A 16437-nucleotide genomic window follows, 5' to 3' on the forward strand; every position below is an offset into this window, starting at 1 on the left:
TATAAAGAGATGATTCCTTTTTTTGTAATCTAATGATAAAATTGATTGAATATTTAGTTTTTTAATAAGGAGGACAACAATGCAGTTACAAATAAATGGAAAGGTAATGAATCAGTTTGCAATTTTTTTTAGTACGATCGTCATGCTTCAGTTTGTAGCTGATATAACAGGACTTACAAGCAATCTAGATATTACGTATAACTTAATACATACAGCAACTTCTTATATAACATTTAGTTTGGCGGTTATTTTCACTTTAATAGGTGCAAGAAGAGAATTAAGTAAATATGCAATTGTTTCATTATGTTTAGTAGTAGTGATTAAAGCGATTTATTTTGTAGCGGTTGTTATTTTATGGGGATTGGCTGGTACACCGTAAGTGAATAGTAAATAAAACCCTAATTTCCAATATAGTAAGGAAATTAGGGTTTTATTATACTTGAAACGCCTTTCTACACCGCTCTCTTTTTTGCAACCTTCTTCTATATTTTTTTCTATCACGTTTTACTCCTTGTATATACATGATTAAGCTAACGAGGAGGAAGAAGGCACATTGTATTGTCAAAATATATGGTGACATGCCATGCAGCGGCTGCCTTGGATCATATAAATGAATAGGTGCTCCGCCTATTGTAGGGAGTACCGTATTTAGCAGGACGTAAGGAATAGAGGTAGTTGCAAATGGAAATAGAAGCGCCATATAGTCCTTTTGGGACCATGCAGATGCAGCAAGTCCTAAAAGAGCCATCAAACCTGCAAATAAAAAATTAATTCCGATATATACAGCAATGTAAGTGATGGGAGAAGTTTCATATAAGTTTGCGAACATCCCGTTATCATTTATAATGCCTGAACCAGCCGTTGGTACTCCGTCTGGAATGGTTAATTTGCAAAATAATAACGATAAGATGAATGGAAATGTATAAAGAAGTCCGCCGCAAAAAAATGTAACGATATATTTCGTTACTGAATAAGAAAATAAAGAAATTTCTTTACTGACAAACGGTTTAAAACCATCGGACTTATCCGAGTTATAACTTGTACTAAAGGGAAGACTTGCAATAACTGGCATTAATAATAAATAAACATCCATTTCATTGCCACGAAATCCAATCCATTTAATATCCGTCGATATAGGTCCATTCGCAGCGTCTCCTAAATAACGAATTACATAATAATAATGATAAATACAAATAAGAACAAATCCACTAAACATAATAATTAAAGAAACACGATTACAAAAAGCTTGCTTTATATTTAAACGAAGTGCACGCATCATGACTGAAAAAGCCTCCACTGTTTTGATAAACTTGTCTATTTTCTATATTACTATTAATTGTAAAGATTTTCTTGTTTTTTTATTTGATTATTTGAAAAAGAGGAAATTTGTTGTTGGTAAGTAAGGTTTAGCTGAAATTAATTTTTCTAAAATATGGTTGACAATTAAGTATTACATTTGTAATCTTAATTATAGATTACAAATGTAATACTTAGGAGTGAAACATACGATGACAAATCAATTACCTAAAATATCTGAAGCGGAATTAGAAATTATGAAAGTACTTTGGTCGAGTTCTCCGCAAACAGCGAATGAAATTATAGAAGAACTGGAAGATGCAATGGACTGGAAACCGAAAACAATCCGCACATTAATTAATCGATTAGTGCAAAAGGAAGCCGTTTCTTACCATCAAGATAAAGGGCGTATGTACGCTTATTACCCGTTAGTATCACAACATAATTATTTGCAAGTGGAAACGAAATCTTTACTAAAACGTTTTTGCGGTGCAGCGTTTAAGCCATTACTTGTTAATTTCTTAAAAGAGGAGAAATTATCTTCAGAAGATATTAATGAATTAAAACGCATTTTAGATGAGAAGACAGAGGAGAATAAGAGGAAGGATCGATAAAAATGATAAACACGCTTATAAATGTATACCTTCCTCATTTTTTTGATTGGCTTATAGAAACGTCACTTATGGCTAGCATATTAGTCGGATTTATTTTATGTATAAAAGTTCTATTTAGAAATAAATTATCCCCCCGGTGGCAATATATGCTGTGGATCGTATTAATGATAAGACTCCTTTTACCGTGGTCGCCAGATAGCTCTTATAGCATTTACTCATTACTTTCTTATAGTTCTAGCGTATCGGAAGTTATTCCAAAAAATATGCCGGCTACTGAGAATATAGTAAACATAGAAAGCGACCGTAAAGTGGAATTGGAATCAAATTCTAAAATGGTGACAAAAACTAGCGAACCGGAAGTAAAAGTCAGTTCGGAAAAACAGACTACATTTTCTTTATACCAACTTGCTTTGTATGTTTGGCTAGCTGGGGTAATCGTATTAGCAGTCATAACGTTTCTTACAAATAGACGTTTATATTCGTACATAAAGAAACAACCGGATATTACGGATGAACAGGTCGCTACAGTGTTTAATCGCTGTAAGCAATCTATGAAAATGAAGAAGGCAGTTTCATTACGTCTTGCAGGAAAGATTGCAAGTCCAACGGTTTTTAGTTTCTTTCGCCCGAAAGTATTACTATCAAAAAAACATATGAAAGTATTAAATGAACAACAATTACAATATGTCTTTTACCATGAGTTAGCTCATATTAAGAGAAACGATGTAGCTGTAAATTGGATTATGTACAGTTTAATCCTATTAAATTGGTTCAATCCGATTCTTTGGTACGCCTATTTTTGTATGCGAGAAGATCAAGAATTAGCCTGTGATGCATATGCACTTACTTTTATAGATAAAGAGGAACAAATTGCATACGGTCATACAATTATTACCCTTCTACAACACTATTCCTATCAAGTACCAAGCCTAGCAAATTTAAGTAGAAATAAACGAACACTAAAAAGGAGAATCATTATGATTAAAAAATTCCAAAAGAAATCGTATCGTCTTTCTTTACTTGGAGTGATTGCGATAGCAGCTATAGCAGGCGGATTTTTATTAAATGCAAGGATAACCGAGGGAGATGAAAGACAGAAGGAAAAGGTTGTAGAAAATAAGCAATCTAAAGCGGCATTTGAAAAAGCGATAGAAACAGTATATGGTACACCAGAGAATGCAAGTAGAGAATGGGGTATGTCGATAAAGTCATATAAAAGAGATACAGATCTTTTGTATTTGGCAGAAAAGAATTTTACAAAAAAAGAATTTGAACAATATGTCCAATTATTTAAAGAGGCTAGCGAAATTCAGAAACAAGCAATGGTTAAGAAAAATGTGCCTGAGAATTATGATGGAGATACAAAGGAAATTAATCTTGAACGTTTGAATAAAACTAATCAAGAAAAATTAGCTAGTATTCAGAAGAAATTAAACCCTTTTAATGATAAATTGCAGAAGTCTTTAACATATACTATAGAAGAAGCAAAAGAACATGTACCGTATCAAATTAAGGAGCCAACTTATATACCTGAAGGTTATGAATTAAAGAGAGAATGGGCTGATTCATATTTTGGAAGAGATGTAGAATTAGTTATTAAATCAGAATATACAAAAGGGAAATATGGTTTTACAATTTACCAGTCAAGGATGTATATGGATGGTAATGTTAATGGTGGTAAGGATCCACTACACTACATGATGCCTGGAGAAGAGAATCTAGAAAGTTATAGTTTAGACGGGAAAGAAATGGTATATAATAAATATTCTCAAGGAGAGAGTAAGTTAAAAGGACTCAAAATGTTTGTACCAGCACAAGGTAAGAATAGTGATTATCAAATTGTCATAGTAAATGATATTTTTACAAGAGATACAAAGATATACGAAGAGATAATTGATGATGATCTAACTAAGAAAGAGATGGAGAAAATATTACTTTCTATGTCAAAATAATAGACAGTGTTCTTAAAACTTTGGTTTTAAGAACACTGTCTATTTTATTAAGTTTCTAGTGGGATCTAGTCAGCAATTATTTACGAATATATTCTAGCTTTCCATACAAGTATACTTTTTGATAAACTATGGACAGTATGATATAACTTGACTGAAATTTTTTTATACTGGAAATAATAAAAAGAGAACTTGTATAGAATGTAAGCGTGTGGTAATATCAAAGATGTACTGATTGACTATATTATCCAATTGGTCATTTTTGGAGGTGACAATGTGGCGATAGATCGAAAACGTTCTATTATTGAAGCTGCAACAAAGTCTTTTTCAGCGTTCGGTTATAAAGCAACAACGATGGATCAAGTAGCGAAGTTAGCGAATGTAGGAAAAGGAACGATTTATACTTTTTTCAAAAATAAAGAAGAGCTATTTGGTGAAATTATTTCTAATTTAATTACAGAAATGAAGCAAGTTGCAGAAAGTGCAATTCGTTCAGATGTTTCATTTTTTGAAAATGTACATAGAGCATTATATAGCATCTTGGAATTTAGAAAAGAACATCAGCTTATGATTAAATTAATTCAAGAAGAGCGCGATATGGGAACGAAAGAAGTACAAGAAGTTATGCAACAAGTTGATGTGGAAATCGTTTCTGTTATTCAATCGTATTTAAAGATTGCGATTGAAAAAGGTGAAATTAGCAAATGTGATCCAGAAATTACAGCATTTATTATGCTTCGTCTATATGTATCGCTTATTTTTGATTGGGAAAAAAATCATGAACCGCTAGAAAAAGAAAAAATTGCAGAGTTATTTGAACTTTATTTACTAAAAGGATTGTCAAACTAAGATAATCCTTTTAATTTTATAAAAAATGACCAAATGAACAATATGGTCATATATTTAAGTTAAGGGGGGATATAGAAAAATTATAATCATAATGAGAAAAAGTTGCATAGTAATAAATTCGGGAATAAGGCATATGTATGAACAAGTATAGCCTTTTTGTTTGGGTAAAAATGACTATATGAACATTTTGGTCATTTTATAAAAGGGGGAGGAATTATGAAAGGGAATCAGTTACTTCGGAAAGAGTTCACGGAAATTATAAAAAGTAAAAAAATATTAATTCCAATTATTGCGGTCTTATTCGTACCGATTTTATATGCAGGGATGTTTTTGTGGGCCTTTTGGGATCCGTATAAACAGTTAGATGACTTACCAGTTGCAGTAGTCAATTTAGATAAAGGCGCAGTATTTGATGGGAAACCAATTGAGGTTGGAAAAGGGCTCGTTGATAATTTAAAAGATAATAAAAGTTTTAAATGGGAGTTCGTAAGTGAAAAAGAAGCGAAGAAAGGAATGGAAGGTAGAAAGTATTACATGTTAGTGCGCATTCCAGATGACTTCTCCAGTAACGCTACAACGTTACTAAAAGACAATCCAAAGCCATTAAACTTAGAGTACATTCCAAACGAAAGTTTAAACTTCTTATCTTCACAAATTGGAGGAACAGCCATTGAAAAGATTAAAACTGAAGTATCAAGCACGTTAACGAAAACATATGCAGAGAAAATGTTCGATTCTATTAAAGACGTCTCAAAAGGATTAGCAGATGGATCAGAAGGGGCAAGTAAACTACACGACGGATCAAGTGAATTGCATGATGGTTCAAGTAAAGTGACGGATGGCCTTCATACACTTCAAGGGAAGTCTGGGGAGATGAAGGATGGAGTTGGGAAACTATTTGATGGATCTGGGAAAGTGACAGCAGGTTTAAATACGTTAAATAGCAAAACCGGTGAAATGCAAATAGGTATCGGGAAATTAGTAGATGGGTCAGGAAAAGTAACAGATGGTTTACATGTATTAAATAGCAATGTAGGTATCGGAAAATTAGTAGATGGGTCAGGAAAAGTAACAGACGGTTTACATGCACTAAATAGCAATGCAGGTATCGGAAAATTAGTAGATGGGTCAGGAAAAGTAACAGATGGTTTACATGCACTAAATAGCAATACAGGTATCGGGAAATTAGTAGATGGATCAGGAAAAGTAACGAACGGTTTAAATACGTTAAATAGTAAAACAAGTGAGATGCAAACAGGTATCGGAAAATTAGTAGATGGGTCAGGAAAAGTAACAGACGGTTTAAATACGTTAAATAACAAAACGGGTGAAATGCAAAAAGGTATTGGCGAATTGCGTGATGGATCTGAGAAAGTGACCGGTGGTTTGAACAAGTTAGTAAGTAAATCCGGTGAATTAAAAACAGGAACAACTGATCTATCAAATGGTATGGAACAACTGGTTGGGGGACAAAAACAATTAGAGGTAGCTTCTCAAAAAATTGAAAAGGGTTTGCAAGATTTAAATAGTAAAGTGAAAAGTTCTGCTGCAGGTTTAGAGGAAATACAGTCGAAAGGCCCTTCTATATTGAATACAGTAAATGAGAAAATAGATGGAGCTGGGGCGAATGTAAATCAGTTAAATGAACTTACGCAATCAACAGCAGGAGATGCAAAAAATGCAGCGCAAGATGTAGCGAATTTACAAAAGCAAATCGAGAGTTTACCGAAAGAATATCAAGAGCAGTTACAACCATTTATAACAAGTGCTGTAAAAAGTACAGCTACAGTTCAACAAAAAGCTGCCGGAGTAGCAGGTGGAACAAATAAATTAAATGAAGAAGTAAAACAATTAAAAGGCGAAATAAATCAAAAAACAAGTGATGCACAAAACAAACTACCGAATACAGCGAAATTGGACTCTTTAACAGAGGGTATTGAGAAATTAGCCAGTGCACAAAAAGGATTTGTTGAAAATTTCCAAGGGTTTGGTAAAAATTTAAATGTAGCAAAAGAAGGCGCAAATAAATTTAAAAATGAATCCGGTCAATTAATTGATGCGATAAATCAATTAGCAGATGGCTCTGGTCAAGTAACAGGCGGTTTAGGAACATTATCTGCAGGAGCAAATCAAATGGCAGGTGGTGTACATCAATTAGCAGATGGCTCAAGTCAAGTAACAGGCGGTTTAGGAACATTGTCTGCAGAAGCAAACCAAATGGCAGGTGGAGTAAATCAATTAGCAGATGGCTCAAGCCAAGTAACAGGCGGTTTAGGAACATTATTAGCAGGGGTATCCAAATTAGCAGATGGTTCAAGCCAAGTAACAGGCGGTTTAGGAACATTATCTGTAGGGGTGTCCCAATTAGCAGATGGCTCCGGTCAAGTAACAGGCGGTTTAGGAACATTATCAGCAGGGGTATCCAAATTAGCAGATGGTTCAAGCCAAGTAACAGGCGGTTTAGGAACATTATCTGTAGGAGCAAATCAAATGGCAGGTGGAGTAAATCAATTAGCAGATGGCTCCGGTCAAGTAACAACAGGCTTAGGCACATTATCAAATGGCTCAACCCAGCTAATCGACGGAGTAAATAAACTAGCAGACGGATCAGGAAAAGTAACGGATGGTCTCGTAAAAGTAAACGATGGTTCAGGTGAACTTGCAGAGAAACTTGGCGAAGGAGCAGAAAAAACTGGTGAAGTAAAAGGGACGGATAAAACGTATGATATGTTTGCAAGTCCTGTAAAAGTGAAGACGGAGAAAATGGCGGAAGTTCCAAACTACGGAACTGGATTTACGCCGTACTTCTTATCACTCGGTTTATTCGTTGGGGCATTACTATTATCAATCGTATATCCATTACGTGATACAGTCGGCGTTCCGAAATCAGGGTTTAGTTGGTTTATTAGTAAGTTCGGCGTACTACTATCAGTTGGTATTATTCAAGCGATAGTAGCAGATGTTATATTACTGTTCGGATTGGGTGTAGAAGTACAAAGCATTCCATACTTCATACTCTTTAGTATCATTACAAGTTTAGCATTTATCGCATTAATTCAATGTTTAGTAACAGCATTCGGTGATGCAGGCCGTTTCATCGCCATCATCACATTAATTATTCAGCTTACAACGAGTGCCGGAACATTCCCACTAGAATTGATTCCGAAGTTTTTACAACCATTCAATGCTTGGTTACCGATGACATACTCTGTATCTGGATTGAAGGCAGTTGTATCAAGCGGAGACTTTAACTTCATGTGGCAAAACATTGGAATGCTCATGATCTTCATTGTTGTATTATCACTTGGAACAATCGCTTCATTAACTTGGATGCATAAACGACAATTTAGAAATATTGCTGAAAATCAATCGGTTGAAGCGTAAATAAGGAACATAAAAAAGGTACCGAAATGGTGCCTTTTTTATTGGTCTTTTTTTATCACGCTATTTGTGGGCAGTAAGGCTCCCACCTCAAAATTTGGCTAGAGAAAAGAAGTTAGGTGGGAGATAGACTGCCAATAAACGCCTGATTAGTGTGGGCTAATAATCAGTGAGGCTGAACAAAACACCTACTGATTAAAGTTTCACTTTATAGGCTGAGAAATTTCATTTGTTTTTCTATTTTTACGGAAGAAGTATATAGCAATACTTATAAGGATAATTGTAGCTACAATCCAAACAAATGGACCATATTTTTCAGCAAAAGTATATAGTTTCATGTTACTGGAAATGTCCTCTTTTGTTTTTCCTATTAGAATTTCAGAGCCACTATAACCTTCAAGTGTATCTCCTTTTTTTATGCCAAAAATAAGAACGTCTGATTTGTTTTCTATTCCGGTGTATCGGTATCCTTTACCTTTAATTGTTAATTGGGTATCATCCTTTTTTAGTGAATAGTCTTCGGCAGAAATATCTTTGCCTGACAGTGTAATTGGTTCCATTGAGAAGCGGATTTCTTTTAATGCAGGAAGAGTCTCATTGTTTAGTAAGAGTTGCTTTGCAATATGCTGCTCAGTATTAATGTTTATCCAATTTGCTTTTCGTCGTTTATATGTATTAATTTCAAGGAGTGCGAATTCTTTATTTTGAAGTTTTTCCTCTGTAATAGGTTGCGCGGTAGTTAATGTTCCTTTTAATAAAATCACACCGTCTTTTGCAGATTGAAAGGAAGTGGTTTCCTTTGTTTTCTTTAATGTATTGATAGTCCCTTTATAATCCTCTTTTCCTAAAAGAACAGCTCCTGTATGTACGGTTAAAATAAGATATAGGATGCTGAATACGATAATAGCTTTTTTCACTATTTCCCCTCCAAAGTATGTATAATTAAATTATAACATAATTTACCATAATAAATTTATTAATTTGAATAAAAAGTTACAGACGTAAAAGTAATAAATACATTAAGAGAAGTGTAGATGAGAGGAGTAAAAATGAAAAAGAAATACAGTTGTAAGAAAGTTGTACAACTGTACTTAAAGTGGATAAAATATTTTCTTCATAATGTAATGGTTGTTTTGTATCCCTTTTTCTCCTTAATTTCATCATATTTCATGTATAGCTAAATAAAAGGACAGGAATTACAACAATTTACAGAGAAACATAGGGTAGAGGAGTTGATATGATGAAAGGCAATCTTACTTATTATTTTATCGTAAATCCGCTAATAATCTTTCTTGTTTATGCCCTTTCACCTATATTGTTTGATAAAGAAGTATATACAAGTATGAAAGATGCATTTGGAATACTTACGTTCTATGTAGTAAGTCTATGAACGCTTCAACATTCGAACTTGTAATGTATCCAAGCGTTATATATTCATCTTCATAGTAAAATATTATTTTTTTGTCAAAGATTCTTCTCTTCGTTTCTATGGATAGAATTTTTTCATAATCAAATTCGGCAATGAATGTGTTTTTATATTGGCTAAAAAAGAGAAGTCTTTGATTAGTAGCAAGTAACATGCCAGGATACGGGACTTTATGCGTAATCATATAGCCAGTAAGTGAACATTTTAAAGTAGATAAAATTTTTTCTTCTTTATGTAATAGTTGTTTTGCAGCTGTTAAGATTGGATTCATTGTATACATTCCTTTTATTTTGATATATGAATATTGTATCAAGAGTAAAAAGATTCTCAATATGTAATATTGCATATTGGCCGTTTTATAGTTGTAATATTATTTTTAAAAAGAAAAAGTACGAGGTGATTCAATGATACGGTTAGTAAAAGAGACTGATGCAGAAGCAATTATGAATATTAGAAAAGAAATTATATTATCGGAAACTACTACAAAATTTTTCATAGTATCCCCAAAGAAGTTACCGAATGATATGAATGCAGAAAGAGAAAAGATACGGAAAAGTAATGAGAAAGGTAATCTTTATATCGTGTATGAAGTAGATGGGAAGGTAGTTGGCTTTTTAATTTTCAACCGATATGAACTAGAACGGTTACAACACGCAGGCACAATGGGAATGGGGATTAAAGAGGCGTATTGTAATCAAGGCATCGGCACGAAATTAATTGAATTTCTTATTAGTTGGGCGAAAGGGCAGAAAGGTTTAGAGAAAATTTGCTTAGGTGTAGTTTCTGTTAATGATCGGGCAATTAAAGTGTACAAACGTATGGGTTTTGTAGAAGAAGGAAGACAAAGAAAGCAAATAAAGTATGAAGATGGATCATATGGAGATGACGTATTGATGGGGTTTTATATTGAATAAAGGATATATGGTATTAAGAAAAGGAATGTACATAACGTAAATTTCTAAAAGTAGTATATTGCCCCTGCATTAACAGACTTTTTCCTATGTATAATATTAATATAGTAAAATCATAACAACCGATATTGCAGTTTCCAATAATATACTATATAATCAATTTAAGAAAACGTTTTCATGCAAAGGGGGAGAATTTCGTGTCGACTATAGAGGACGTGGCGAAATTAGCGGGGTTATCAAGGACAACGGTTTCTAGGGTGATTAATAATCATCCATATGTTTCAGATGAGAAGAAAAAAAGGGTTCAATTAGCAATGAAGCATTTAGGCTTCGTTCCTAATTCTGCGGCGAGAAGGCTTCGTAAACAAAAAACGGAAACAATTGCGGTGCTAGTTCCAAGGATTACAAATCCTTTCTTCAGTAGATTTATCGAAGCAATCGAGATTGCTGCTTCTGAACATAAATATAAACTGATTATTTGTCAAACAAGATATTTACCGGAAAAAGAGATGGAGTATTTACAATTATTATCTACGAAGCAAGTAGATGGGATTATTTTATGTTCACTAGAAAATCCGTGGGAAGATGTAGAGCCATACTTACAGCACGGTCCAATCGTGTTGTGTAATGAATATATTGAGGAAGCAAATATTCCAACAGTGAAGTTTGATCATGCGCAAGGAGCATACATAGCTGCGAAGCATGTGTTAGATCAAGGATATCGTAATCTTATTTTTTGCCGTGGTAACGAAACCAAAGTCGTTAGCCAGCAGCGAAAAATGGGCTTTTTACGTGCAATAACTGAGAAGAGCCGCCAAGTAGAAGCGATTGACTTTCTTGAAAACGCTTTCTCTTGGGAGGATGGAAAACGAATATTCCATGAAGTATTAAAGGACAAAAAAAATCCTACCGCGATTTTGGCAGGAGGCGATGAGGTAGCAGCTGGAATTATCTCAGAGGCGAAACGCCATAACTGGAGCATTCCAGATGATCTCGCTGTTATCGGTTTTGATAATCAAATATTATCGCAGATTACAGAACCAGGTATTACGACTATTGAACAGCCAATTGATGAAATGGCCCGAAAAGTTGTCGACCTGATGATGGATAAAATCCATACGAAAAATTATCGAAAAAAAGAATTGTATGAGTTTGAACTGGAGCTCTTGGTGAAAGGTTCAACGATGAAGGATAAGATGTTATTAGCCTAGTAGACTATGTCTGCTAGGTTTTTTTATGTTCACAAACTACTATTCTTCGTGAACGCAATCGTCACATTTGTTATGGTATGCTTCGTGTTGCTCATCAATTTCTTTCCCACAGTGCGCACAAGTTTTCGTCGGTAAATTTCTGAAAAACTCCATTGGTTGATCGATCATGTCAATCCCTCCATTTCCATTTCTTACTATCATTGTATTAGTACAAAAAATAAAAGTCAACAACTGTTTTATAACAAAATTGAAAATTAATGAAAAAGTTTAGGAAATGGATTATAGTTAACAATGTAGGATGTAAGTAAACCATGCATTCCTACTCGGTTTTAGAAAGGATGGATACATATGAAAATGACTGTTGTCGGCTTTTGGGGCGGCTTTCCAGAAGCGGGAGAAGCAACGTCGGGGTATTTGTTTGAACACGATGGTTTTCGTTTACTTGTAGACTGTGGTAGTGGTGTACTAGCACAGCTTCAAAAATATATAACACCATCTGATATAGATGCAGTTGTACTATCGCACTATCATCACGATCATGTTGCAGATATTGGGGTATTGCAATATGCGAGATTAATTACGAGCGCGACAACAAGGCAACTACCAGAACTACCAATATACGGTCATACGTTTGATGAGAATGGTTTCCATTCTTTAACACATGAACCGCATACGAAAGGAATCGCGTACAATCCAGAAGAAACACTTCAAATTGGACCGTTCTCGATTTCATTCTTAAAAACTGTTCATCCTGTTACATGCTTTGCGATGCGCATTACAGCAGGTAGTGATATCGTAGTATACAGCGCTGATTCCAGTTATATTCCTGAGTTTATTCCATTCACGAAAGATGCTGATCTTTTCATTTGTGAGTGTAATATGTATGCACATCAAGAGGCTGCAAAAGCAGGGCATATGAATAGTACAGAAGTAGCAAGTATTGTAAAAGATGCGAATGTAAAAGAACTTTTATTAACGCACTTACCGCATACAGGCAACCCATCTGATTTAGTAACAGAAGCAAAACAAATTTTCAGTGGACATATTACGCTAGCGCATAGTGGCTACGTATGGAACTCATGAGGTGATACGATGTTATTTATTGATAATAAAGGAATTACAGACCCTAGAATAAACTTAGCGATTGAAGAATATTGTGTGAAGAATTTAGATATTAACGAAACATATTTACTGTTTTACATTAATGAGCCTTCGATTATCATTGGTAAAAACCAAAACACAGTAGAAGAAATTAATGCAGATTACGTAAAAGAAAAAGGTATTCATGTCGTTCGTCGTCTATCAGGCGGAGGCGCAGTATATCATGATTTAGGAAACTTAAACTTCAGCTTTATTACGAAAGATGATGGAGACAGTTTCAGCAACTTCAAAAAATTCACAGAGCCTGTAACGAAAGCGCTTAGTAAATTAGGCGTAAATGCAGAACTAAGTGGTCGTAACGACATTTTAGCTGAAGGTAGAAAAATTTCAGGTAATGCGCAGTTCTCAACGAAAGGTCGTATGTTCAGTCACGGTACGTTACTATTTGACTCTGAAATCGATCACGTCGTATCAGCGTTAAAAGTAAAAATGGATAAAATCCAATCAAAAGGTATTAAATCAATCCGTAGCCGCGTTGCGAACATTACAGAGTTCCTAAACGAAGAAATGACGACAGAGGAGTTTAGACAACTTCTTCTAGAAACAATTTTCGAAGGAGAAACAGAAATCCCAACGTATGAATTAACAGAAAATGATTGGAAAGAGATCCACAAACTTTCTGAAGAACGTTACCAAAATTGGGATTGGAACTACGGAAAATCACCGAAGTTCAACTTACAACATTCACACCGCTTCCCAGTTGGACAAGTTGATGTTCGTCTTGAAGTGAAAAAAGGAACAGTAACAGAATGTAAAATTTACGGCGACTTCTTCGGTTCACTAGATGTTCATGATATCGAAGAGCGTCTAACAGGCGTTCAGTTCGATAAAGATGCATTCACTGCAGCTTTAGAAGGCGTAGATATCGCACGCTACTTCGGTAACATTACAACAGAAGATTTCTTACATTTATTCTTCTAAAAATGAGGGAGGCTGCCATAAAGGCAGCCTCTTTCTTTTTGTAGTTTTGTCGATATAATTCCATTTACCACAAAATGTATACTTACAGGACATCTGCCTCTTATAAAGGAATATATATATGAAAAGGAGGCGAATCGAAATGAAAAGAGTAATGTACGTTATATTATTGCTCAGCTTCGTCATCGGAATGACAGCGTGTAACAGTGGATTGCCCTCAAGTCGTACAATTTTGTCTATCGGAAAACCGGCTGAGGATAATGTTATATATTTTACGCATACAGATAACAAACGAAAGATACATGATATACAAGACATGTTTCAAAATAAGAAGTGGAAAAGAAATGAAACATTCAGCACTGTTAATAAAACGCCAGATGTCGTCTTATCAATAGATGAAAACAACAAAGGGTTACCGACGTTATATGTTACGGTGTATTTTCATGAAGATGGAGCGGACGCTCTTAACTTGCACGGCGAGCATACGACGTTAAATAAAGAGGAACTTAATAAACTTAGAGAAAAGATGAATGCATATTATCCTAAAATGATTTCTGGTCTAGTTTCATAAATTACTTACAAATAAAATCCCCTTATTCTTCCAAAGTAAACTAAGAGTAGGTGGTCTGTCTATATGCAGTTAATAGAATATCACTTGCCACTTTAATTTTCTTTTAATATAATTAATTTAGAATTTTTAAATATTCTAAATTTTATAAAGGTGGGGTTTTTGTGAATCTCGTTCAATCTTTGGCTGAAACGGCAAAAAAGAAGGGGGATAAACCGGCTTATATATTTATGGATCAGTCGGTCTCATATGACCAATTAAACAAAATGGTCACAAGGTTTTCTGGCAATTTAGCAGAAATGGGTATTGGAAAAGGGGACAATGTCGCATTAGTTGTTGGGAACTCACCACATTTTTTGGTCGGTTTATACGGAACAATGAAAGCCGGAGCAACTGTTATTCCAGTTAATCCAATTTATACAGCAGACGAAATGCATTATATTTTACAAAATGGAGATGTAAAAACAATCATCGTACTCGACGTCCTTCTACCTGTTATACAATCTCTTACAACAAGACTTCCTTCATTAGAAAACATCATCATATGCGAAACCTCATCAGATTTTAACCATACAGAAACCGAAAAAATGAAAACGTTTACTAGTTTTGTGGGGACTGGAGATACAACTTACGAAGGTCCTGAACTAGATGAAGAAGATGTAGCGGTTATTCTATACACTTCGGGTACAACTGGAAAACCGAAAGGCGCTATGCTTACACATAAAAATTTATATAGTAATGCGAACGATGTGGCGTCGTATTTACAATATACGGCTGATGACCGCGTTGTTGCGGCACTGCCTATGTTCCATGTATTCTGTTTAACAGTTGCGGTAAATGCACCGATTGTGAACGGGGCAACGATTTTAATGTTACCGAAATTTAGTCCGAAAGAAGTATTCCGTATTTGTCGCACATACGAACCAACGATCTTTGCTGGCGTACCGACGATGTACAATTATTTATATTTATTTGAAGAAGCAAGTGCAGAAGATGTGAAGACGCTTCGCCTTTGTATTTCCGGTGGTGCATCGATGCCTGTTGCTCTTCTGCAAAACTTTGAAAAACGTTTTAACGTTATTGTTTCAGAAGGATACGGTTTATCAGAAGCATCACCAGTTACTTGTTTCAATCCGCTAGATCGTCCTCGTAAACCAGGGTCGATTGGCACAAATATTTGGCATGTAGAAAATAAAATTGTAAATGAACTTGGGGAAGAAGTACCTGTCGGCGCAGTCGGTGAATTAATCGTTCGCGGACCTAACGTTATGAAAGGATACTATAATGCACCAGAAGATACAGCTGCGACATTGAAAGACGGCTGGCTATATACAGGTGACTTGGCGAAAATGGATGAAGAAGGTTACTTCTATATCGTTGATCGTAAAAAAGATATCGTCTTAGTTGGCGGTTATAACGTATACCCTCGTGAAGTAGAAGAAGTATTATATACGCACGAATCAGTAGCGGAAGTTGTCGTAATCGGTGTTCCTGATGAAAACTTAGGAGAAGCAGTGCGAGCTTACGTCGTTCTGAAACAAACGAACGTAACAGAAGAAGAACTAATGCATTACTGTACGTTACATTTAGCGAAATATAAAGTGCCGAAAAGCATTGAGTTTTTAATAGAATTACCGAAGAATACGACTGGTAAGTTGTTAAGAAGAGCATTGAGAGAGAAAGCGATGCAAGTGTAAAAATGAGGCAACCATCTTTGAAGGTGGTTGCCTCATTTTTTATGTATTGATTAAGCGGTGGTGCCATATATTTAAACCTTCATATGATCAACAAGGAGGAGATATACGTAGAACAGAAGGAATTAACGCTTACGGCGAGTGCAATATCTTATTTGTGATATTATGGATGAAATGAACTCTGAAAGTGATAAGAACGGTAATTTTAATCAAAATGGAGTAATGAACCGTGAATCAATGGCTACGGTGTTAGTAAATGCATATAAATTAGAATGGAATGAAAATAGTAAGTTACCAAAAGAATTTGCTGATTTGAAAAATCATTGGGCTCGAAGTATGCCAATATTTTAGTTTAGTAAGAAAATTTAAAATCCAAGTTGACACATATGAATTACAGAATTAAAATGAAAAGAAATCGAATAGAATACATTAGAAGCTAATCAGATAAACTGAAGGCGC

Annotated in this window: 16 protein-coding genes; 12 read left to right on the top strand and 4 right to left on the bottom strand. The window is 34.8% G+C overall.

The genetic code is table 11. The features are described 5' to 3' along the window. Positions 1–79 precede the first annotated feature (79 nt). A complete protein-coding gene (locus GD442_RS05345) occupies positions 80–379 on the top strand; it encodes a hypothetical protein (RefSeq protein ID WP_001176852.1) in 300 nt (99 codons plus the stop codon). A 54-nt stretch (positions 380–433) separates the two neighbouring features. Here GD442_RS05345 and GD442_RS05350 read toward each other — a convergent pair whose 3' ends face one another. Further along, positions 434–1279, bottom strand: a complete 846-nt coding sequence (locus GD442_RS05350) for a membrane protein (RefSeq protein ID WP_000984146.1) — start codon at positions 1277–1279, stop codon at positions 434–436. A gap of 229 nt (positions 1280–1508) precedes the next feature. On the opposite strand from GD442_RS05350, the gene GD442_RS05355 reads away from it, so the two are divergent. The 4 genes from GD442_RS05355 (at position 1509) to GD442_RS05370 (ending at position 8092) form a co-directional block, all read left to right on the top strand. Continuing rightward, positions 1509–1910: a BlaI/MecI/CopY family transcriptional regulator gene (locus GD442_RS05355; RefSeq protein ID WP_000184510.1), complete on the top strand. Its 402-nt coding sequence runs from the start codon at positions 1509–1511 to the stop codon at positions 1908–1910. 2 nt (positions 1911–1912) lie between these two features. Then, entirely contained in the window at positions 1913–3862 is a 1950-nt protein-coding gene (locus tag GD442_RS05360; RefSeq protein WP_159365059.1) for a M56 family metallopeptidase, read from the top strand. Positions 3863–4135: 273 nt separating this feature from the next. Further along, positions 4136–4708 carry a TetR/AcrR family transcriptional regulator gene (locus GD442_RS05365; RefSeq protein WP_000963381.1) on the top strand — a complete coding sequence of 191 codons (573 nt, stop codon included), beginning with the start codon at positions 4136–4138 and terminating at the stop codon, positions 4706–4708. 216 nt (positions 4709–4924) lie between these two features. After that, positions 4925–8092 (top strand): YhgE/Pip domain-containing protein, encoded by a 3168-nt coding sequence (locus GD442_RS05370; RefSeq protein ID WP_086401900.1) that lies wholly within the window; start codon positions 4925–4927, stop codon positions 8090–8092. 200 nt (positions 8093–8292) lie between these two features. Here GD442_RS05370 and GD442_RS05375 read toward each other — a convergent pair whose 3' ends face one another. Next, positions 8293–9006 (bottom strand): hypothetical protein, encoded by a 714-nt coding sequence (locus GD442_RS05375; RefSeq protein WP_000709140.1) that lies wholly within the window; start codon positions 9004–9006, stop codon positions 8293–8295. Between the two features lie 447 nt (positions 9007–9453). Further along, positions 9454–9786, bottom strand: a complete 333-nt coding sequence (locus tag GD442_RS05380; RefSeq protein ID WP_001068219.1) for a PH domain-containing protein — start codon at positions 9784–9786, stop codon at positions 9454–9456. Positions 9787–9919: 133 nt separating this feature from the next. On the opposite strand from GD442_RS05380, the gene GD442_RS05385 reads away from it, so the two are divergent. After that, the gene (locus GD442_RS05385; protein ID WP_000620467.1) at positions 9920–10429 is read left to right on the top strand and encodes a GNAT family N-acetyltransferase; all 510 of its coding nucleotides are present in this window, start codon (positions 9920–9922) and stop codon (positions 10427–10429) included. A gap of 194 nt (positions 10430–10623) precedes the next feature. Beyond that, on the top strand, positions 10624–11637 hold the full coding sequence (locus GD442_RS05390) for a LacI family DNA-binding transcriptional regulator (protein WP_000103715.1): 1014 nt from the start codon (positions 10624–10626) through the stop codon (positions 11635–11637). Positions 11638–11676: 39 nt separating this feature from the next. Here the strand turns inward: GD442_RS05390 and yhfH are convergent, their stop codons facing one another. Beyond that, positions 11677–11805: a protein YhfH gene (gene yhfH / locus GD442_RS05395; RefSeq protein ID WP_000567010.1), complete on the bottom strand. Its 129-nt coding sequence runs from the start codon at positions 11803–11805 to the stop codon at positions 11677–11679. Positions 11806–11985: 180 nt separating this feature from the next. On the opposite strand from yhfH, the gene GD442_RS05400 reads away from it, so the two are divergent. The 5 genes from GD442_RS05400 (at position 11986) to GD442_RS05420 (ending at position 16329) form a co-directional block, all read left to right on the top strand. Continuing rightward, the gene (locus GD442_RS05400) at positions 11986–12720 is read left to right on the top strand and encodes an MBL fold metallo-hydrolase (RefSeq protein ID WP_000784669.1); all 735 of its coding nucleotides are present in this window, start codon (positions 11986–11988) and stop codon (positions 12718–12720) included. Positions 12721–12729: 9 nt separating this feature from the next. Continuing rightward, positions 12730–13719 (top strand): lipoate--protein ligase, encoded by a 990-nt coding sequence (gene lplA / locus GD442_RS05405; protein WP_000897285.1) that lies wholly within the window; start codon positions 12730–12732, stop codon positions 13717–13719. Positions 13720–13858: 139 nt separating this feature from the next. Beyond that, the gene (locus GD442_RS05410; RefSeq protein ID WP_000832612.1) at positions 13859–14287 is read left to right on the top strand and encodes a hypothetical protein; all 429 of its coding nucleotides are present in this window, start codon (positions 13859–13861) and stop codon (positions 14285–14287) included. A 161-nt stretch (positions 14288–14448) separates the two neighbouring features. Further along, complete coding sequence (locus tag GD442_RS05415) at positions 14449–15981, top strand: fatty acid--CoA ligase family protein (RefSeq protein ID WP_001055147.1); 1533 nt, start codon at positions 14449–14451, stop codon at positions 15979–15981. A gap of 171 nt (positions 15982–16152) precedes the next feature. Continuing rightward, the gene (locus tag GD442_RS05420; protein ID WP_025687454.1) at positions 16153–16329 is read left to right on the top strand and encodes a hypothetical protein; all 177 of its coding nucleotides are present in this window, start codon (positions 16153–16155) and stop codon (positions 16327–16329) included. Positions 16330–16437: the final 108 nt, after the last annotated feature.

Source organism: Bacillus sp. A260 (assembly GCF_009861435.1).
Classification (GTDB): Bacteria; Bacillota; Bacilli; order Bacillales; family Bacillaceae_G; genus Bacillus_A; species Bacillus_A cereus.